An 18474-nucleotide genomic window follows, 5' to 3' on the forward strand; every position below is an offset into this window, starting at 1 on the left:
GCCGACTTCCGCCGATCCGCTGAGGCCCGACCCGCCCGAGATGGTGTCGAGGCGGGGCGGCGCGGAGACCGGCCCCGCGCGCCCCGCCCACTGGGCCCGTTACTCCGCCGGGCGGCGGACCTCGATCGTCCGGAAGCGGCCGGCCACGAACGCCCCGTCGCACAGCGTGGCGTTGGCCGACGGGTTGCCGCCCGAGCCGTGGAAGTCCGAGAAGGCCGCGGTCTGGTTCACATACACCCCGCCGGTCAGATTGAGCGACAGCTGGGCGCACTCCTCCAGGCACGCCTCCTCGATCAGCCGCTCCGCCTCCGGTGAGGAGGTGTACGCGCCGACCGTCATCGCGCCCTTGTCCCGGGTGGTCCGGCGCAGCAGCGCGACCGCGTCCTGTGTGGAGTCGACGGCGACGGCGAAGGAGACCGGGCCGAAGCACTCGGACAGATAGGGCGCGTCCGCGTCGGCCCCCTCCCAGAACTTCCGGGCGCCGTCCGCCTTGACCATCAGCGGCGTACGGACCGTGGCGCCCGGGAAGTCGGGGTGGGTCACCGTACGCGAGGCCAGGGCGATGGCGCCCAGGCCGGGCGCGGCCTCCAGCCGCTCCTGGACCCGGGGGCCCACGATCGCGCCCAGCAGCGCGCTCGCCCGCGCGTCATCGCCCAGCAGGCCGTCCACCGCTGCCGCCAGGTCGGCCACCACCTCGTCGTAGGTCTTGGGGCCGGCGTCGGTGGTGATACCGCCGCGGGGGATCAGCAGATTCTGCGGGGTGGTGCACATCTGGCCGCTGTAGAGGGACAGGGAGAACGCCAGGTTGGCCAGCATGCCCTGGTAGTCGTCGGTGGAGTCGATCACCACCGTGTTGACCCCCGCCTTCTCGGTGAAGACCTGGGCCTGGCGGGCGTGGGTCTCCAGCCAGTCGCCGAAGGCGGTCGAGCCCGTGTAGTCGATGATGCGGATCTCGGGGCGGACGGCGAGGACCTTGGCGATCCCCTCGTCCGGCCGCTCGGCGGCCAGTGCCACCAGGTCGGGGCTGAACCCCGCCTCCTTCAGCACCTCGCGCGCCACCTGGACGGTCAGCGCCAGCGGCAGCACGGCCTTGGGGTGCGGCTTGACCAGCACCGGATTGCCGGTGGCGAGCGAGGCGAAGAGGCCCGGATAGCCATTCCACGTCGGGAAGGTGTTGCAGCCGATCAGCAGCGCGATACCGCGCGGGACGGCCGTGAACGTCTTGCGCAGGCGCAGCGGGTCGCGCTTGCCCTGCGGCTTGGACCAGTCCGCGGCGCCGGGGGTGCGGGTCTGCTCGGCGAACGCGTACGCCACCGCCTCCAGGCCGCGGTCCTGGGCGTGGGGGCCGCCGGCCTGGAAGGCCATCATGTACGCCTGTCCGCTGGTGTGCATGACCGCTTGGGCGAACTCATGCGACCGGGCGCCGATCCGGGCCAGGATCTCCAGACACACCATGGCCCGCGTCTCCGGGCCGGCCTCCCGCCAGGCGGGCATCCCCGCCCGCATCGCCGGGAGGAGCGCGTCGAGGTCCGGATGCGGATACTCCATGCCCATCTCGATACCGAACGGCGAGACTTCGGAGCCCGTCCAGCCGTCGGTGCCCGGCTGGTCGAGCTCGATGCGCTGACCGCGCAGCGCCTCGAACGCGGCCTGGCCCTCTGCGACGCTCAGGCTCGGGCGCCCGCTCTGGCCCTCGCCGCCGTAAGCCTTCGGGTGCTCGGGGTGCGGGGACCAATAGGCGCGGGTACGGATCGCCTCCAGGGCCTGGTCGAGGGTGGGGCGGTGCTCTTGCGTCAACTGCGCGGTGGTGAGTGCGGCGGTCACGACTGACCAACTCCTCGTCGAGCTGGGGCTGGGCTGGAATGGGCGACAGAGTTAGAGTAACCGAACGATCGGTCGGGACAAGAGGGCCTGACGAACCTGTGGATAACTTCGTCGAAAAGGATCTGCGGCATGACTGCGATCGACCGTGGGATCGACCGCGCCGGCGTCGTCGCCGTCATCGGCACCGGCACGATGGGCCAGGGGATCGCCCAGGTGGCGCTGGCCGCGGGCCATCCCGTGCGGCTTTACGACGCGGCGCCCGGCCGCGCCTCCCAGGCTGCCGACGCCATCGCGGCCCGGCTCGGCCGGCTGGTCGCCAAGGAACGGCTCAAGGCCGCCGACCGTGACGCGGCCCTCGGCCGGCTCGCCCCCGTCGCCGACCTCGCGGACCTGGCCGAGGCGGAACTGGTGGTCGAGGCGATCCTCGAGGAACTCGGCGCCAAGCAGCAGTTGTTCACCGCGCTGGAATCGGTGGTCTCCGACGGCTGTCTGCTCGCCACCAACACCTCCTCCCTCTCCGTCACGGCCGTCGCGGGCGTCCTGCGCCGCCCCGGCCGCCTCCTCGGACTGCACTTCTTCAATCCGGCCCCGCTGATGCCGCTGGTGGAGGTGGTGCGCGGCGCCGCCACGGACGAGACCGCCGCCGACCGTGCCCACACCACCGTCGCGGCCTGGGGAAAGACCACGGTGCGCTGCGCCGACACCCCCGGATTCATCGTCAACCGGATCGCCCGCCCCTTCTACGCCGAGGCGTTCCGGGCGTACGAGGAGCGCGCCGCCGACCCCGCCACCCTGGATGCCGTGCTGCGGGAATCCGGCGGCTTCCGGATGGGCCCCTTCGAGCTCACCGACCTGATCGGCCAGGACGTGAACGAGGCCGTCACCCGATCCGTGTGGGAAGCGCTGTTCCACGATCCGAGATTCACTCCGTCGCTCGCCCAGCGGCAGCTCGTGGCCGCCGGACGGCTCGGGCGCAAGACGGGCCACGGCTGGTTCGACCACTCCGAGGGCGCCGGGCGGCCCGCCCCGCACACCGCCGAGCCGTGCGAGCCGCCCGCCAAGGTCGCCCTCCACGGCGACCTGGGGCCGGCGCAAGGACTGGTCGGCCTCATCGAGGAGGCGGGCATCCCGGTGACCCGCGAGCCCGTCGGGGGACATCTCGCCCTGCCCGACGGCACCCGCCTGTCCCTCACCGACGGCACGACCGCCACGGACGACCCCTTCGCCGCGACGGTCCGCTTCGACCTGGCGCTGGACTACCGCACCGCCACCCGCGTCGCCCTCGCACCGTCCCCGGCCGCCACCGAGGAGTCCCTGCGGTCCGCGATCGGCCTGTTCCAGGCGCTCGGTAAGGCGGTCAGCGTGGTCCAGGACGTCCCCGGCATGGTCGTGGCCCGCACGGTCGCGATGCTCGTGGACTTCGCCGAGGACGCCGTCGCCCGCGGGGTGGCGAGCCCCGAGGACGTAGACACCGCCATGCTGACAGGGGTCAACTACCCGCGCGGACCGCTGGCCTGGGGGCACGCGCTCGGCGCCCGCTGGGTGCGCGACACCCTGCGCAACCTCCACCAAGCCTGTCCGACCGGCCGCTACGCCCCCTCCCGGGCGCTGATCCGGCGTGCCGCCGCCGATGAGAGGCTGCTCTAATCATGACCATGGCCAAGCGCGACACCTACACGCCCGAATCGCTGCTCGCGGTCGCCGTGGAGGTGTTCAACGAGCGTGGCTACGACGGCACCTCCATGGAGCACCTCTCCCGGGCCGCCGGGATCTCCAAGTCCTCCATCTACCACCATGTGAAGGGCAAGGAGGAGCTGCTCCGGCTCGCCATAAGCCGTGCGCTGGACGGGCTGTTCGGCATCCTCCAGGAGCCCGCCGCACGCGACGGGCGGGCGATCGAACGGCTGGAGCATGTGACCCGGCGCACCAGCGAGGTGCTGATGGAGGAGCTGCCCTACGTCACCCTGCTGCTGCGGGTCCGGGGCAACACGGACACCGAGCGGTGGGCCATGGAGCGGCGCCGGGAGTTCGACCACCAGGTCGCCGACCTGCTCAAGCGGGCGGCGGCCGACGGCGACCTGCGGTCCGATGTGGACGCCCGGCTGGCGACCCGGCTGCTCTTCGGCATGATCAACTCCATTGTGGAGTGGTACCGGCCGGGCCGTGGCGGGGCCGCGACCTCCCAGGAAGTGGCCGAGGCCGTGGTCCGTACGGCCTTCACGGGCCTGCGCACGGAGCGCTGAGCGCTCCGCTGGAAGTGCGCTGAGACGCCGTCGATCGTCTGCGGCGCCGTCGTGGCCGGCCGCGCCCACGCGGCGGAGCCGCACATCGACACAGCCCCGCGCCCCTTCAGGGCGCATTTCGAACCGCAGCCGACTTCCGCCGATCTGCTGAGGTCCTGCTGCGGCAGCCCAGCAGCAGGGCCCCGCTGCGGCGCCCGGCACCAGGCCCTACCGCGGCCGCCCCAGTCCCCGCTACGGCTCCGAGTCCAGGTCGGTCTCCTCGAAGACCAGCAGCGTCCGGGTGCTCAGCACCTCCGGTATGGCCTGGATCCGGGTGAGGACCAGTTCGCGCAGTGAGCGGTTGTCCTCGGTGTGCACCAGCAGCAGCACATCGAAGTCCCCGCTGACCAGGGCGATGTGGGCGGCCCCTGGAAGCTGGCGGAGCTGTTCGCGCACGGTGCGCCAGGAGTTTTGGACGATCTTCAGCGTGATGTACGCGGACGCGCCCTGCCCGGCCCGTTCCTGGTCCACCCGGGCGCTGAAGCCGCGGATCACCCCGTCGTCGATCAGGCGGTTGATCCGGGCGTAGGCGTTGGCGCGCGAGACGTGCACCTGCTCGGCCACGGAGCGTATGGAGGCGCGGCCATCCGTTCGGAGCAGCCGCAGGATGTCGTGGTCGATGGCGTCCAGGGGCCGTGCCGGGGGTTTGCCGTCCGGATTGGCCATCTGTTCGCCCCGCATATCGTCCCGCCTCCCCTTCATGGACGTCCTGTCTTCATCACAGGCGCTGCAGAACCGTTTGTCCACAGGCTTGGGTCGCCTGTAGCCAAAATGCGTCAACGACCGAACAATCGGTAGGGGGAGGGCGATGCCGCACGGCACGCCCCGCCCTCCCGCCGTACGCCACGCCCAGGAGGTCGCGACATGACGGTCCTTGAGCAGCCCGGTGCCTACCGGCCCACTCCCCCGCCCGGCTGGCAGCCCCGCGTCGAGGCCGAGCCGCTGCTGCCCGACGCGGAGCCGTACCGCCTGCTGGGCACCGCCGCTGCCGCCGGCATCTCCCCCGATCTGCTGACCCGGCTCCACCGCGAGCTGGTGCGCGGCCGCCGGTACAACACCCAGGCCACCGCCCTCACCCGGCAGGGCCGGCTGGCCGTCTATCCCTCCTCCACCGGGCAGGAGGCCTGCCAGGTCGCGGCCGGGCTGGTGCTGGAGGACCGCGACTGGCTCTTTCCCAGCTACCGCGACACCCTGGCCGCCGTGGTCCGCGGGCTCGACCCCGTCGACGCCCTGACCCTGCTGCGCGGAGACTGGCACTCCGGCTACGACCCCCACGCACACCGCGTCGCCCCGCTGTGCACCCCGCTGGCCACCCAGCTGCCGCACGCCGTCGGCCTCGCCCACGCCGCCCGCCTCAAGGGCGACGATGTCGTGGCCCTCGCCCTGGTCGGCGACGGCGGCACCAGCGAGGGCGACTTCCACGAGGCCCTCAACTTCGCGGCCGTCTGGCACGCCCCGGTGGTCTTCCTCGTCCAGAACAACGGCTTCGCCATCTCAGTCCCGCTCGCCAAGCAGACCGCCGCGCCCTCCCTCGCCCACAAGGCGGTCGGGTACGGGATGCCCGGCCGCCTCGTCGACGGCAATGACGTGGCCGCCGTCCACCAGGTCCTGGCGGAGGCGGTGCGCCGGGCCCGCGGCGGAGGCGGCCCCACCCTGGTCGAGGCGGTCACCTACCGCATCGAGGCCCACACCAACGCCGACGACGCCACCCGCTACCGCCCCGACTCCGAGGTCGAGGCATGGCGGGCACACGACCCGATAGCGCTCCTGGAGGACGCCATGCGGGACCGCCGTCTGCTGGACGACGAGGGAGCCCGGGCCGCGCGGGAGTCCGCGGAGCGGCTCGCCGCCGATCTGCGCACGCGCATGCACCAGGACGCGGTCCTCGACCCCATGGAGCTCTTCGAGCACGTCTACGCCGACCGGACCAGCCAGCTACGCGAGCAGGCGGCCCAGTTGCGCGCGGAGCTCGACGCCGAGGCCGGCGACTCCGGGAGGGGGCAGTGATGACCACCGCCATCGGGGCCGACACCGCCCGTAAGCCCGCCACCATGGCCCAGGCCCTCGGCCGCGCGCTGCGCGACGCCATGGCCGCCGATCCGTCCGTCCATGTCCTCGGCGAGGACGTCGGCACCCTGGGCGGCGTCTTCCGGATCACCGACGGGCTCGCCAAGGAGTTCGGCGAGGACCGCTGCACGGATACGCCGCTCGCCGAGGCGGGCATCCTCGGCACCGCCGTGGGCATGGCCATGTACGGGCTGCGGCCGGTGGTCGAGATGCAGTTCGACGCCTTCGCCTACCCGTCCTTCGAGCAGCTCATCAGCCATGTCTCCAAGATGCGCAACCGCACCCGGGGCGCGATGCCGATGCCGATCACCGTGCGGGTGCCCTACGGGGGCGGCATCGGCGGCGTCGAGCACCACAGCGACTCCTCCGAGATCTACTACATGGCCACCCCCGGCCTCCATGTCGTCGCCCCGGCGACCGTCGCCGACGCCTACGGGCTGCTGCGCGCCGCCATCGCCTCCGACGACCCCGTGATCTTCCTCGAGCCCAAGCGGCTGTACTGGTCCAAGGCCGACTGGTCGGCCGACGCCCCCGAGCAGGTGCCGCCGATCGGGCGCGCGGTGGTGCGCAGGCCCGCCACCGGTGGCCGGCGCAGCGCCACCTTGATCTCCTACGGCCCCTCCGTGCCGGTGTGCCTCGAAGCCGCCGAGGCGGCCCGGGCCGAGGGCTGGGATCTGGAAGTCGTCGATCTGCGCTCGCTCGTCCCCTTCGACGACGAGACGGTGTGCGCCTCCGTGCGCCGCACCGGCCGCGCGGTCGTCGTCCACGAGGCCACAGGCTTCGGCGGGCCCGGCGGGGAGATCGCCGCCCGGGTCACCGAGCGCTGCTTCCACCATCTGGAGGCGCCCGTGCTGCGGGTCGCCGGATTCGACATCCCCTACCCGCCGCCCATGCTGGAGCGGCACCATCTGCCCGGTGTGGACCGGGTGCTGGACGCCGTCGCCCGGCTGCAGTGGGAGTCGGAGTGGACCGAGGGGAGCGCCGTCTGATGGCTGTCGTACGGGAGTTCACCCTGCCCGATCTGGGCGAGGGGCTGACCGGCGCCGAGATCGTGCGCTGGCTGGTCCAGGTCGGTGATGTGGTCGCGGTCGACCAGCCGGTGGTCGAGGTCGAGACCGCCAAGGCGATGGTGGACGTGCCGTGCCCCTACGGCGGCGTGGTGACCGCCCGCTACGGCGAGGAGGGCGCGGAGGTGCCGGTCGGGGCGCCGCTGATCACGGTCGCCGTGCCGGAGGGCTCGGACGACGGCTCCGCTCCGCCGGTCACCGAGAGCGCGGCCGACGGCGGTTCGGGCAATGTGCTGGTCGGCTATGGCACGGCCGGTCCCGCCGCGCGGCGCCGTCGCGTTCAGCTCTCCCCCGGGCCGCTGCGCGAGACGGTGGCGGTGGCCCCCGCCGGGCCCCTGCCGGTGATCTCGCCCCTCGTACGGCGGCTGGCCCGGGAGCACGACGTCGATCTGCGCCAGCTCAAGGGCTCGGGCCCCGAGGGGCTGATTCTGCGGGCGGACGTGGAGCGAGCGGTGGCGGCTCCCGCACGCGGACCCGAGCCCGCACCCGCGCCTGCCTCAGCCCCCGCCCCCGCGCTCGCCCCGGAGGGGGAGCGGGTGCCGCTGCGCGGGGTGCGGGGCGCCGTGGCCGACAAGCTCGCCCGCAGCCGGCGGGAGATCCCCGACGCGACCTGCTGGGTGGATGCCGACGCGACCGAACTGCTCGCCGCCCGCGCGGCGATGAACGCCGCGGGCGGGCCCAAGGTCTCCGTGCTCGCCCTCCTGGCCCGTATCTGCACGGCGGCCCTGGCGCGCTTCCCCGAGCTCAACGCCACGGTGGACATGGAAGGCCGGGAGATCATCCGGCTCCCCGGCGTCCACCTCGGCTTCGCGGCGCAGACCGACCGGGGCCTCGTGGTCCCCGTGGTGCGCGACGCGCAGACGCGGACCATAGAAGGGCTGTCCGAGGAGATCGCCCGGCTGACCGAGGCCGCGCGGACCGGGACACTCGCCCCCGCGCAGCTCACCGGCGGCACCTTCACCCTGAACAACTACGGGGTCTTCGGGGTCGACGGCTCCACGCCGATCATCAACCACCCCGAGGCGGCGATGCTCGGGGTCGGGCGGATCGCCCCGAAGCCCTGGGTGCACGAGGGCGAGCTGGCGGTGCGCCAAGTGGTGCAGCTCTCGTTCACCTTCGACCACCGGGTATGCGACGGGGGCACCGCCGGCGGATTCCTGCGGTACGTGGCCGACTGCGTGGAGCAGCCCCTGGTGTTGTTGCGACGGCTGTAGCGGCTGCCCGGCGGCGCCATACTCATGGGGTGACTCCAGGTGCGTATGACGCGGTGATCCTGGCCGGGGGCGCCGCTCGGCGGCTCGGTGGGGTGGACAAGCCCGCACTGCGGGTGGGCGGGCGAGCCCTGCTCGACCGGGTGCTGGACGCCTGCCGCGGCGCCGGGCGGACCGTCGTCGTCGGCCCGCGCAGGCCCACGGTGCGGCCCGTGCGGTGGGCCCGGGAGGAGCCCCCCGGCGGCGGCCCGGTCGCGGCCGTCGACGCGGGCGTCCGGCAGACCACCGCTCCGGTCGTCCTCGTCCTCTCCGCCGATCTGCCCTTCCTCACGCCCGAGACCGTGGAGACCCTCCTCAACGGCGTCGAGGGCACCGAAGGCGCCCAGCTCATCGACTCCGACGGCCGTGAGCAGCCCCTTGTCGCCGCCTACCGCGCCGAGCCGCTGCGCCGCGAGATCGCCCTCCTCGCCACCGAGCACGGCGGCCTCGGCGGGCTGCCCCTGCGCCTTCTCGTCTCCGAGCTGGCCCTGGCCCGCATCCAGCACCCCACGGCGTCGTTCGACTGCGACACCTGGGAGGACATCACCACGGCTCGAGCGCGTATCAGGGAGCATGGAAGCGTGTTGGACGAATGGATTACCGCAGTCAAGGCCGAGCTCGGGATCGACCTGGATGTCGACACCGCGGCGCTACTCGATCTGGCCCGCGACGCCGCACATGGCGTCGCCCGGCCCGCCGCCCCACTGACCACCTTCCTCGTCGGCTACGCCGCGGCCCAGAAGGGCGGCGGCCCGGAGGCACTGGCCGCCGCGACCGAGAAGGCCGCGGCGCTGGCCGCGCGTTGGGCCGAGGAGCGGTGACACCACGCAACCCCCGGGACGGGGACCCGCTCGATCGAGAGGTCGACGAGGCGCTGGCGCTGGCCAACGAATCCCCGCCGCAGGGCCCGGAGCAGCCAGTCGACAAGGAGGACGAGGACTGGGCGGACGCGGCCCTGAACCTGGCCAACGGCCGCCCGGACCGGCCCGCCCCGGAACGAGGCCGCGACGACAGCGCCGACCCGACCGGGACGGACTGGGCCGAGACCGCCCTCGACCTGGCCCATGAGCGGCCGGCGAAACGGCGGGAGTGCCGCGATGAGACGGGAGGGGACGGGGGCGGAGAGGCGGGGGATCCGGAAGCCGACGTATACGTATGGCGCCAATTTCTGGGTAACTCGACGTCAGAGGGCACTGGCAGCAAAAACCTGCGGCCCAGAGCCCCCGCCCCGAAGCCCCCGGCCCCGTACCCGAAACGCACCCCAGCCCCACCCACCTCCCAGCCGCACCCCCTTATGGACAAACCGCACCACAGCCCCACCTCCTGGCCCGACGCCCGGGCCATCGCCGCCCGCGCCGCCGTCAAGGAGGCCGCCCACGCCGCCCCGGTGATGCGGCCGCTGTCCGAGGCGCTCGGGCAGGTCCTGGCCGCGCCGCTCGCCGCGCTCACCGACCTGCCGCCCTTCGACACCTCCGCCATGGACGGCTGGGCGCTCGCGGGCCCCGGCCCCTGGCGGCTGCCAACTGATGACGAGGACCAGGACCACGGCATCCTCGCCGGACATGGTGAGGCGGCCGCCCTGCCCGACGGCCACGCCGTCCGCATCGCCACCGGCGCCCGCGTCCCGCCCGGCGCCACCGCCGTGCTGCGCAGCGAGTACGGCACCGACGCGGGCGACGGCTGGCTCCACGCGTCCGCCGCCCACCCCGTCGTCCTCGGCCAGGACATCCGCACCCGCGGCCAGGAGTGCCGCAGCGGCGATCAACTGCTGTCCGCCGGGACCCTGGTCACCCCGGCCGTACTGGGGCTGGCCGCCGCGGCCGGGTACGACGAGCTGCCGACGGTGCGCAGGCCGCGCGTCGAGGTGCTGGTGCTCGGCGATGAGCTGCTCACCGAGGGGCTGCCGCACGACGGCCGGATCCGGGACGCGCTGGGGCCGATGGTCGGGCCGTGGCTGCGGGCGCTCGGTGCCGAGGTTACGGGCACCCGGCGGCTGGCCGACGAGGCGGACGCGGTGTGCGCGGCGGTGGCCGAGTCGTCCGCCGATGTCGTCGTGACGACCGGGGGCACGGCCGCGGGGCCCGTGGACCACGTCCACCCCACCCTGGGCCGCCTGGGCGCGGAACTGCTGGTGGACGGGGTGGCGGTGCGCCCCGGCCACCCGATGCTGCTCGCCCGGCTCGCACCCGAGAACCTTGAGAGCTCCGAGAGCTCCGAGAGCTCCGAGAACCCCGAGAGCTCCGAGAAGTCGGAAAAGGCCGAAAATCCCGGACCCCAAACCCGCCCCGCCCGGCATCTGGTGGGGCTCCCGGGCAATCCGCTCGCGGCGGTGTCCGGTCTGCTGACCCTCGCGGAGCCGCTGCTGCGGACGCTGACGGGCCGCCCGGCCCCAGCGCCCGGCCCGGCCCCGCTGGCCGAGGCCGTACAGGGGCATCCGCGGGACACCCGGCTGGTCCCCGTGACCTTCCGGCAGGACGCGGCGGTGCCGCTGCGCTTCAACGGCCCGGCCATGCTGCGCGGAATCGCGGTGGCCGACGGCCTCGCCGTGATCCCGCCCGGCGGGGCGAAGCGGGGCACCGAGGTCGAGGTGCTGGATCTCCCGTGGTCGGCGATCGCGACCGAGCAACTGAGCTACGCGGACCACATGCGCCACGCGGACCAATCGCGCCCCACAGGCCGAGCCAGCCGAGGCACGGACCAAGCCAGCTCCGCAGACCGAGCCGGCCAAGGCGCAGACCGAACCCACCGCGCACCCCAAGCGAGCCACCGCAAGGACAAAGCAGCGGGCCACGGAGACGGCGAGGACATATCTCCCGAGGAGGGCCCGGCGTGAAGCTGCCCAGCCACGACGCGGCCGCCCGCAACCCCGGGGACGGCGGCCACCGCGTCCACCTGCCCCGCTTCCGCGCGGGCCCGCTGCGCCAGGTCGCGAGCCGGCTGCTGCTCGCGCTGCTGGTGCTGGTGCTGACAGTGGTCATCGTGTACGTCGACCGCTCCGGCTACCACGACAACTCCGACGAAGGCGTCGATTTCCTCGACGCCGTCTACTACTCGACCGTCACGCTGTCGACGACCGGATACGGCGACATCGTGCCGTACAGCGACAGCGCGCGGCTCAGCAACATCCTGCTGGTCACGCCGTTGCGCGTGCTGTTTCTGATCATCCTGGTCGGCACCACCCTGGAAGTCCTGGCCGAACGAACCCGCGAGCAGTACCGCCTGAACCGCTGGAGGTCAGCGTTGCGTGATCACACCGTCGTCGTCGGCTTCGGCACGAAGGGGCGGTCCGCGGTGCAGACCCTCTGCGCGACGGGACTGGCCAAGAACCGGGTGGTCGTGGTCGACCCCAACCAGAAGGTGATCGAGGCGGCGAACGCGGACGGGTTCGCGGGGGTGGTGGGCGACGCGACCCGCAGCGATGTGCTGTTGCGCGCGGAGGCGCAGCGCGCCCGCCAGTTCGTGATCGCCACCCAGCGCGATGACACGGCCGTCCTGGTCACGCTGACGGCCCGGCAGCTCAACCGGGGCGCCAACATCGTGGCGGCGGTGCGCGAGGAGGAGAACGCGCCGCTGCTGCGCCAGTCCGGAGCCGACGCGGTGATCACCAGTGCCAGCGCGGCCGGCCGACTGCTGGGCATGAGCGTGCAGAGTCCGACGGCCGGGGCGGTGATCGAGGATCTGATCCAGCAGGGCTCGGGCCTGGACCTGGTGGAGCGCACGGTGGTGAAGGCGGAGGTGGGCAAGTCGGTGCGGGACACCGACGACCTCGTGGTGTCGGTGCTGCGCGGCCATCGGCTGCTCGCGTACGACGACCCCGACGCCAGTCCGCTGCAGGCGGCCGACCGGCTGATCACGATCGTTCGCGCGCCGATGGTCCAGGAGTAGCCTCGCGGCCATGCATGCGATCACGATTCCCGAACCCGGTGGCCCCGAAGCCCTGGTATGGGCCGAGGTTCCCGATCCCGTACCCGGTGAGGGCGAGGTCCTGGTCGACGTGGCCGCCGCCGGCGTCAACCGCGCGGATGTGCTGCAGCGCCAGGGCGTCTATCCGCCACCCCCCGGAGCCGCGCCCTACCCCGGACTGGAGTGCTCGGGCCGGATCTCGGCGCTGGGCCCCGGCGTCACCGGCTGGGCCGTGGGCGACGAGGTGTGCGCCCTGCTCGCGGGCGGTGGATATGCCGAGAAGGTGGTGGTTCCCTCGGGGCAGCTACTGCCCATCCCCGAGGGCGTGGACCTGGTCACGGCCGCCGCACTGCCCGAAGTGACCGCGACCGTATGGTCCAACGTCTTCATGATCTCCCATCTCCGGCCGGGCGAGACGCTGTTGGCGCACGGCGGGTCGAGCGGTATCGGCACCATGGCGATCCAGCTCGCCAAGGCGGTCGGGGCGCGGGTCGCGGTGACCGCGGGCGGCCCGGAGAAGCTGGCGGCCTGCCGGGAGCTGGGCGCCGACGTCCTGATCGACTACCGCGAGCAGGACTTCGTCGAGGAGGTCCGCCGGGCCACCGACGGCGTGGGGGCCGACGTCATCCTGGACATCGTCGGCGCGAAGTACCTCGCCCGGAATGTGGAGACGCTCGCCACCAACGGCCGACTGGCGATCATCGGGCTGCAGGGCGGGGCGAAGGCCGAGCTGAACCTGGCCAGTCTGCTCGCCAAGAGCGCCGCCGTGACGGCCACCGGGCTGCGGGGCCGCTCGCCGGCGCAGAAGGCGGCGATCATCGCGGCGGTGCAGGAGCACGTCTGGCCGCTGATCGCGGGCGGCCGGGTCCGCCCGGTCGTCTACCGCACCATCCCGATGCGGGATGCCCCGGAGGCCCACCGGCTGCTGGAGTCCAGCGAGCATGTGGGGAAGATCCTCCTGACGACCTGACCGCCGGGCCGCCCCGGAGTGGCCCGGCACTGGCCCGGCCCCGGCCGTACGGACGGCAGCGTCGCAGGCACGGCGGCGTCGCGTCCGTACGGCGGCGCTCAGGGTGCCCGGTACGTACCCTCATGTGACGCTGATCCCGTTACGCAACGGTTCGGCACGGGAGGGTGACCACCGTGAACCCCGCGACACTCCGCACACTCCCCGCGGCGGCCCTGCTGGCGGGCACCGCCCTGACCGCCACCCAGGCGGCCCAGGCCGCCCACGCCGCATCCGCCGCCTCCACCACAACCGCCGCCCGCGCCGACGCCGACGCCGACGCCGACGCCGACGCCGACGCCGACGCCGACGCCGACGCCGACGCCGACGCCGACGCCGACGCCGACGCCGCCGCCGCCGCCGACGGCGGCGGCGGCGGGCTGGCGGGCACCCGGGCGGGCGAGGGTCGTACGCACCCCGGCCGCACCCGGCCCCCCGCCCCCTCACCGCCGGACGAGGACTCCTCGTCCGGGCCACGGGAGGGAGACAGGGACGGAGACGGGAACGAGAGCGGGAACGAGAACGAGAACGAGAACGACGAGGGAGCCGGGCGGTTCTCGCTGGTACCCGAGTGGACGCCGTCCTCCCTCCCCATGCCGCAGCGCCCGGACCGCCACCAGGCGCGCGAACCGCTCCCCTCCGGGCAGCCTTACGGTGCTCAGCGGACCGCCGCCGAGCCCAGCGAGCGGGCGATGCGGGTGCTGCCGCTGGGCACCGGTCTCGCGCTCACCGGTCTCGGCCTCGGCCTGGCGTTCTTCGGTCTGCGGCTGCGCCGCCGCTGACATCGGCGCCGAATCCTCGACCCTCGCCCGCCGGACCGGATGCCGGTGCGGAACAATAGGGGTATGAACCAGCCGATGAACGAACGAGCGCAGGAGAGCCCGCACGTCCTGGTCGTCGGTCCGGACGGCATGGCACTCGGCGGCGGCCCTGCTTCTGGCGAGGGCAGTGGGGACGACGAGTCGCGCGAGATTCCCGTGACCGACATGGTCGAGCAGCCGGCGAAGGTCATGCGGATCGGCAGCATGATCAAGCAGCTTCTGGAGGAGGTGCGCGCCGCACCCCTCGACGAGGCCAGCCGGGTCCGGCTCAAGGAGATCCACTCCAGCTCGGTGAAGGAGCTGGAGGATGGGCTCGCACCCGAGCTGATCGGGGAGCTGGAGCGGCTGTCGCTGCCCTTCACGGACGAGGTGGTGCCGACCGAGGCGGAACTGCGCATCGCCCAGGCCCAGTTGGTCGGCTGGCTGGAGGGGCTGTTCCACGGCATCCAGACGACCCTGTTCGCGCAGCAGATGGCGGCGCGTGCCCAGCTCGAGCAGATGCGCCGGGCCCTGCCGCCCGGGCTCGGCGGGGGCGAGGAGGACGAGGACGTGCCCAAGCCCGGCGGCGCCCGCTCGGGCCCGTATCTCTGAGCTACGCACCGTACGAGCCACGCACCGTACGCCGAAACGACGCCGCGGGCCGCACCGGAAGGTGCGGCCCGCGGCGTCGTGTCCGTCGGAGGGAGTGCGCCGGGCGCGTGGTCGGCGCAGAGCCGTGGCTACCCGGGGTTACCCGTGGAGACGGTCAGCTCGATGGTGTCCGTCTTGGGGTTGTACGGCTCGTAGTTCCGGTACGTGTAATTGAGGACGGTGCCCTTGCCCCACAGATTCTCGTCCTGGGTCACCACGCGGTACTTCCAGCCCGCGGCCCGGATGCACTTCTTCACCGAGTCGATGTAGAGGTTCTGGAAGTCGGGTACCGAGTACGTGCCCTTCTCGTCGGAGTCCTCGTAGGCGTCGGTGCACTTCGATGTTTCGATCGCCTTGGCCTTGTCGCCCATGCGGAAGCCCGCGGCGGTGTCGGAGGCCGACGGCTTCGACGGCTTGGCGGCGCCGCCACCCCCGCCCCCCTTGCTCTCGTTCTTGGAGCCGCCGTCACCGCTGAACGCGATGGCCAGGACCACGGCGATGACCGCGACGGCCGCGACGACGGCCGAACCTATGATCACGCGCTTGTTGCCGTTGCCGCCTCCGGACGGCGCCGAGGGCGAGATGCTGTACGGCGGCGGGGTGCTGGGGCCGTGGTACGACGGCGCCGGGGTCTGGTAGCCGTGCTGCCCCATCGGCGTGGTGGCCGGGGTCGGGGTGGACGGGCCGAAGGCGCCGTACTGCCCGGGGGAGGGCTGCGGCTGATACGGCGTCTGGACGCTGCCGGGGCCGGGGGCGGGCGTCTGCTGGTCGATCGGCGGGAAGACCGCCGAGCCGACGCCGAAGCCGCTGCGGGCCGGCGGACCGCCGCTGATGATGATCGGGGAGGCGCCGGTCTGCCCGGTACGGGCGACCCGGGCGCATTCGTCGCGCATGGCCTCGGCGGTCGGGAAGCGCTCGTTCGGGTTCTTCTTCAGGGCGCGGGCGACCAGCGCGTCCACCGCCGGGGGGATGGACTGGTTGATCGTGGAGGGCGCGACCGGCTCTTCCTGGACGTGCGCGTACGCGATGGCCAGTGGCGAGTCCGCGTCGAAGGGCAGCCGGCCGGTCAGCAGCTCGAAGAGCATGATGCCGACCGAGTACAGGTCGCTGCGGGCGTCGACGCCGCGGCCCAGCGCCTGCTCGGGGGAGAGGTACTGCGGGGTGCCGACGACCATGCCGGTCTGGGTCATGGAGGTGACCCCGGACTGCATGGCGCGGGCGATGCCGAAGTCCATGACTTTGACCACATTACGCTTGGTCATCATCACGTTACCGGGCTTGATGTCGCGGTGAACCAGCCCCATCTCATGGCTGATTTCCAGCGCCGCCAGCACATCGCCGGTGATCTTCAGCGCCTTTTCGGTCGGCATCGCACCGTATTGCCGGACATCGGTGTCCAGAACCGCGCGCAGCGGCTGGCCCTCGACGTACTCCATGACGATGTACGGCATCAGCGAGCCGTCGACCGAGTCCTCGCCGGTGTCGAAGACTGAGACGATATTGGTGTGCGTGAGTTTCGCTACAGCCTGGGCCTCGCGGCGGAACCGCTCGCGGAAGGACTGCTCGCGCCCCAACTCGGTGTGCAGCGTCTTGATCGCGACCTGACGGTCCAGTACGGAGTCATAGGCCAGGTGAACGGAGGCCATTCCGCCCTCGCCCAGCAGGTCACGCAGTTGATAGCGGCCGTTCGCCAGAGAGTGGCCGTGATACCTGCCTGATGCGCCGTACTGGCTCATTTCGTACTTCCCCCTTGGCGCACTCACTACTCTGACGCGCACGTTTCGACGCATTGATCTTGATGTTCTGGATATCGTGGCCAAGTCTGCCCCAGGCCACGGACACGTCAAGCCGCGTGCCCGTTCCGTGACCGGATGAGCAAGAACCCGTCACGCGATTTGCATCGCTGTGGCGTCAACAGGTTTGATGGCCGGTCCATCACCAACCGATGTACGGCGCGAAGGCTGTAGCGTGCCTAGCAGGAACCGTACCGCCCGTGGGCGGGGCGATCTTGACCAGACCCCCACCGAGAACGAGACGGCGAGGACCGATGGCACCGACCCAGAGCGCCCAGGGGCCCTCCGAACCTGACGCCAGCGGGTCCGGAATGCCGGATTTGCCCGAAGCGTGGGGCAACGGAGGACTTGTCGGCGATGGCCGATATCGGCTTACCGGTCGTCTTGGCCGTGGCGGTATGGCGGAAGTCTTCGCCGCCGAGGACCTCCGGCTCGGTCGGACGGTCGCGGTCAAGCTGCTCCGCGCCGATCTGGCCGAGGACCCGGTGTCCAAGGCCCGCTTCACCCGCGAGGCACAGTCCGTCGCGGGGCTGAACCACCACGCCGTGGTGGCGGTTTACGACTCCGGCGAGGACACCGTCGGCCAGAACACCGTGCCGTACATCGTCATGGAGCTGGTCGAGGGCCGGACCATCCGCGATCTGCTGCTCAACGCCGAGGCCCCGCCGCCGGATCAGGCGCTGATCATCGTCTCCGGGGTGCTGGAGGCGCTCGCCTACAGCCATCAGCACGGCATCGTGCACCGTGACATCAAGCCCGCCAACGTGATCATCACCCACAGCGGCGCGGTCAAGGTGATGGACTTCGGCATCGCCCGCGCCCTGCACGGCGCGCAGTCCACCATGACCCAGACCGGCATGGTCATGGGCACACCCCAGTACCTCTCGCCGGAGCAGGCCCTCGGCAAGGCCGTGGACCACCGCTCCGACCTGTACGCCACCGGCTGTCTGCTCTACGAGCTGCTGGCGCTCCGCCCGCCGTTCACCGGGGAGACCCCGCTGTCGGTGGTCTACCAGCACGTCCAGGACACCCCGGTGCCGCCCTCGGAGACCTCCGGCACCGTGCCGCCGGAGCTGGACGGCATGGTCATGCGCTCCCTCGCCAAGGACCCGGACGACCGGTTCCAGAGCGCCGAGGAAATGCGCGGAATGGTGCAGTACGCGCTGCAGATGCTCCACGAGGCGGGCGGCCACACCGGCGTGTGGAGCACCGGCCCGGTCACCCAGCACCTGGGCGCCGCCACCCCCGCCATGGGCATGCCGGGCGTGCCCGGGGCCACCACCGCGCTGCCCCACCCCGGCCACGGCGAGACCTCCCAGCAGCCGATCGTCACCGGTCCCGGGGGCGGTGGCGGCGGCTACCACGGCGGTTCCGGCCGCCGTAAGGGCCGCGGCAAGGTCTGGCTGATCGCGGTGCTCGCGATGATCGCGGTCGCGGCGGGGGTCGCCTTCGCCCTGCAGGCCGGCAAGAAGGACGACAACAAGCAGCCGCACAAGCCCAAGACGTCGGTCACCCAGGACAAGACCACCAAGCCGAGCGACCAGCCGACCGACGACACGAGCGACGGCTCGGTCCCGACCGACGACTCCACCGCCGGGAACACGGGCGACGACTCCACCCCGTCCGAGGATCCGACGCCGACGTACTCCAACAACCCTACGGACGAGCCGACGGACTCGCAGACGGACCCGGGCACCAACGTGCCCACCGAGGAGCCGACCACGCCGGGCGGCAATGATCCGAGCACCGAGCCCACCGGCGACGGGCCGACCGAGCCCACCGCCGATCCCACCGGTACGGCGGGCGCCACGGACGGCGGCATTCCGTAACG

Annotated in this window: 15 protein-coding genes; 12 read left to right on the plus strand and 3 right to left on the minus strand. The window is 72.5% G+C overall.

Annotation, left to right across the window (positions count from 1 at the left end; all coding sequences use genetic code 11):
• Positions 1 to 99: 99 nt before the first annotated feature.
• Positions 100 to 1824, minus strand: a complete 1725-nt coding sequence (gene paaN, locus STRVI_RS00230) for a phenylacetic acid degradation protein PaaN (protein WP_014053606.1) — start codon at positions 1822 to 1824, stop codon at positions 100 to 102.
• 129 nt (positions 1825 to 1953) lie between these two features.
• On the opposite strand from paaN, the gene STRVI_RS00235 reads away from it, so the two are divergent.
• Positions 1954 to 3471, plus strand: a complete 1518-nt coding sequence (locus STRVI_RS00235) for a 3-hydroxyacyl-CoA dehydrogenase (protein ID WP_014053607.1) — start codon at positions 1954 to 1956, stop codon at positions 3469 to 3471.
• Between the two features lie 2 nt (positions 3472 to 3473).
• Positions 3474 to 4067, plus strand: a complete 594-nt coding sequence (locus STRVI_RS00240; protein ID WP_014053608.1) for a TetR/AcrR family transcriptional regulator — start codon at positions 3474 to 3476, stop codon at positions 4065 to 4067.
• 231 nt (positions 4068 to 4298) lie between these two features.
• Here the strand turns inward: STRVI_RS00240 and STRVI_RS00245 are convergent, their stop codons facing one another.
• Complete coding sequence (locus STRVI_RS00245; RefSeq protein ID WP_014053609.1) at positions 4299 to 4787, minus strand: Lrp/AsnC family transcriptional regulator; 489 nt, start codon at positions 4785 to 4787, stop codon at positions 4299 to 4301.
• Between the two features lie 183 nt (positions 4788 to 4970).
• Between STRVI_RS00245 and pdhA the strand changes: the two genes are divergently transcribed.
• From pdhA to STRVI_RS00295, 9 genes are all read left to right on the plus strand, one after another.
• Positions 4971 to 6113, plus strand: coding sequence for a pyruvate dehydrogenase (acetyl-transferring) E1 component subunit alpha (gene pdhA / locus STRVI_RS00250; RefSeq protein ID WP_014053610.1), 1143 nt, complete (start codon positions 4971 to 4973; stop codon positions 6111 to 6113).
• Positions 6113 to 7162 (plus strand): alpha-ketoacid dehydrogenase subunit beta, encoded by a 1050-nt coding sequence (locus STRVI_RS00255; protein ID WP_014053611.1) that lies wholly within the window; start codon positions 6113 to 6115, stop codon positions 7160 to 7162. Before pdhA ends, STRVI_RS00255 begins: the two co-directional genes overlap by 1 nt.
• Positions 7162 to 8454, plus strand: a complete 1293-nt coding sequence (locus tag STRVI_RS00260; RefSeq protein WP_014053612.1) for a dihydrolipoamide acetyltransferase family protein — start codon at positions 7162 to 7164, stop codon at positions 8452 to 8454. The genes STRVI_RS00255 and STRVI_RS00260 overlap by 1 nt, the downstream gene beginning before the upstream one ends.
• A gap of 29 nt (positions 8455 to 8483) precedes the next feature.
• Entirely contained in the window at positions 8484 to 9311 is an 828-nt protein-coding gene (locus tag STRVI_RS53925; RefSeq protein WP_043235161.1) for an NTP transferase domain-containing protein, read from the plus strand.
• Positions 9308 to 11323 (plus strand): molybdopterin molybdotransferase MoeA, encoded by a 2016-nt coding sequence (locus STRVI_RS47230; protein WP_014053614.1) that lies wholly within the window; start codon positions 9308 to 9310, stop codon positions 11321 to 11323. Before STRVI_RS53925 ends, STRVI_RS47230 begins: the two co-directional genes overlap by 4 nt.
• On the plus strand, positions 11320 to 12375 hold the full coding sequence (locus tag STRVI_RS00275) for a potassium channel family protein (RefSeq protein ID WP_014053615.1): 1056 nt from the start codon (positions 11320 to 11322) through the stop codon (positions 12373 to 12375). The genes STRVI_RS47230 and STRVI_RS00275 overlap by 4 nt, the downstream gene beginning before the upstream one ends.
• 10 nt (positions 12376 to 12385) lie before the next feature.
• The gene (locus STRVI_RS00280; RefSeq protein ID WP_014053616.1) at positions 12386 to 13363 is read left to right on the plus strand and encodes an NAD(P)H-quinone oxidoreductase; all 978 of its coding nucleotides are present in this window, start codon (positions 12386 to 12388) and stop codon (positions 13361 to 13363) included.
• Positions 13364 to 13536: 173 nt separating this feature from the next.
• The gene (locus STRVI_RS47015) at positions 13537 to 14181 is read left to right on the plus strand and encodes a hypothetical protein (RefSeq protein ID WP_014053617.1); all 645 of its coding nucleotides are present in this window, start codon (positions 13537 to 13539) and stop codon (positions 14179 to 14181) included.
• Between the two features lie 63 nt (positions 14182 to 14244).
• Positions 14245 to 14811 carry a bacterial proteasome activator family protein gene (locus STRVI_RS00295; RefSeq protein WP_043235164.1) on the plus strand — a complete coding sequence of 189 codons (567 nt, stop codon included), beginning with the start codon at positions 14245 to 14247 and terminating at the stop codon, positions 14809 to 14811.
• 128 nt (positions 14812 to 14939) lie between these two features.
• Here the strand turns inward: STRVI_RS00295 and STRVI_RS00300 are convergent, their stop codons facing one another.
• Positions 14940 to 16586, minus strand: a complete 1647-nt coding sequence (locus STRVI_RS00300; protein WP_014053619.1) for a protein kinase domain-containing protein — start codon at positions 16584 to 16586, stop codon at positions 14940 to 14942.
• 311 nt (positions 16587 to 16897) lie between these two features.
• Here STRVI_RS00300 and STRVI_RS00305 point away from each other — a divergent pair, with 311 nt between their 5' ends.
• Positions 16898 to 18472: a protein kinase domain-containing protein gene (locus STRVI_RS00305; protein ID WP_014053620.1), complete on the plus strand. Its 1575-nt coding sequence runs from the start codon at positions 16898 to 16900 to the stop codon at positions 18470 to 18472.
• The last annotated feature ends 2 nt before the right edge of the window (positions 18473 to 18474 follow it).

The organism is Streptomyces violaceusniger Tu 4113 (genome assembly GCF_000147815.2).
In the GTDB taxonomy this organism is placed as follows: domain Bacteria; phylum Actinomycetota; class Actinomycetes; order Streptomycetales; family Streptomycetaceae; genus Streptomyces; species Streptomyces violaceusniger_A.

Bases quoted from the DNA above. Each gene is read 5' to 3' on its own strand.
- STRVI_RS00235 (WP_014053607.1), top strand. From the start codon at position 1,954: ATGACTGCGATCGACCGTGGGATCGACCGCGCCGGCGTCGTCGCCGTC.
- STRVI_RS00240 (WP_014053608.1), top strand. From the start codon at position 3,474: ATGACCATGGCCAAGCGCGACACCTACACGCCCGAATCGCTGCTCGCG.
- STRVI_RS00245 (WP_014053609.1), bottom strand. From the start codon at position 4,787: ATGCGGGGCGAACAGATGGCCAATCCGGACGGCAAACCCCCGGCACGG.
- pdhA (WP_014053610.1), top strand. From the start codon at position 4,971: ATGACGGTCCTTGAGCAGCCCGGTGCCTACCGGCCCACTCCCCCGCCC.
- STRVI_RS00255 (WP_014053611.1), top strand. From the start codon at position 6,113: ATGACCACCGCCATCGGGGCCGACACCGCCCGTAAGCCCGCCACCATG.
- STRVI_RS00260 (WP_014053612.1), top strand. From the start codon at position 7,162: ATGGCTGTCGTACGGGAGTTCACCCTGCCCGATCTGGGCGAGGGGCTG.
- STRVI_RS00280 (WP_014053616.1), top strand. From the start codon at position 12,386: ATGCATGCGATCACGATTCCCGAACCCGGTGGCCCCGAAGCCCTGGTA.
- STRVI_RS00295 (WP_043235164.1), top strand. From the start codon at position 14,245: ATGAACCAGCCGATGAACGAACGAGCGCAGGAGAGCCCGCACGTCCTG.
- STRVI_RS00300 (WP_014053619.1), bottom strand. From the start codon at position 16,586: ATGAGCCAGTACGGCGCATCAGGCAGGTATCACGGCCACTCTCTGGCG.
- STRVI_RS00305 (WP_014053620.1), top strand. From the start codon at position 16,898: ATGGCACCGACCCAGAGCGCCCAGGGGCCCTCCGAACCTGACGCCAGC.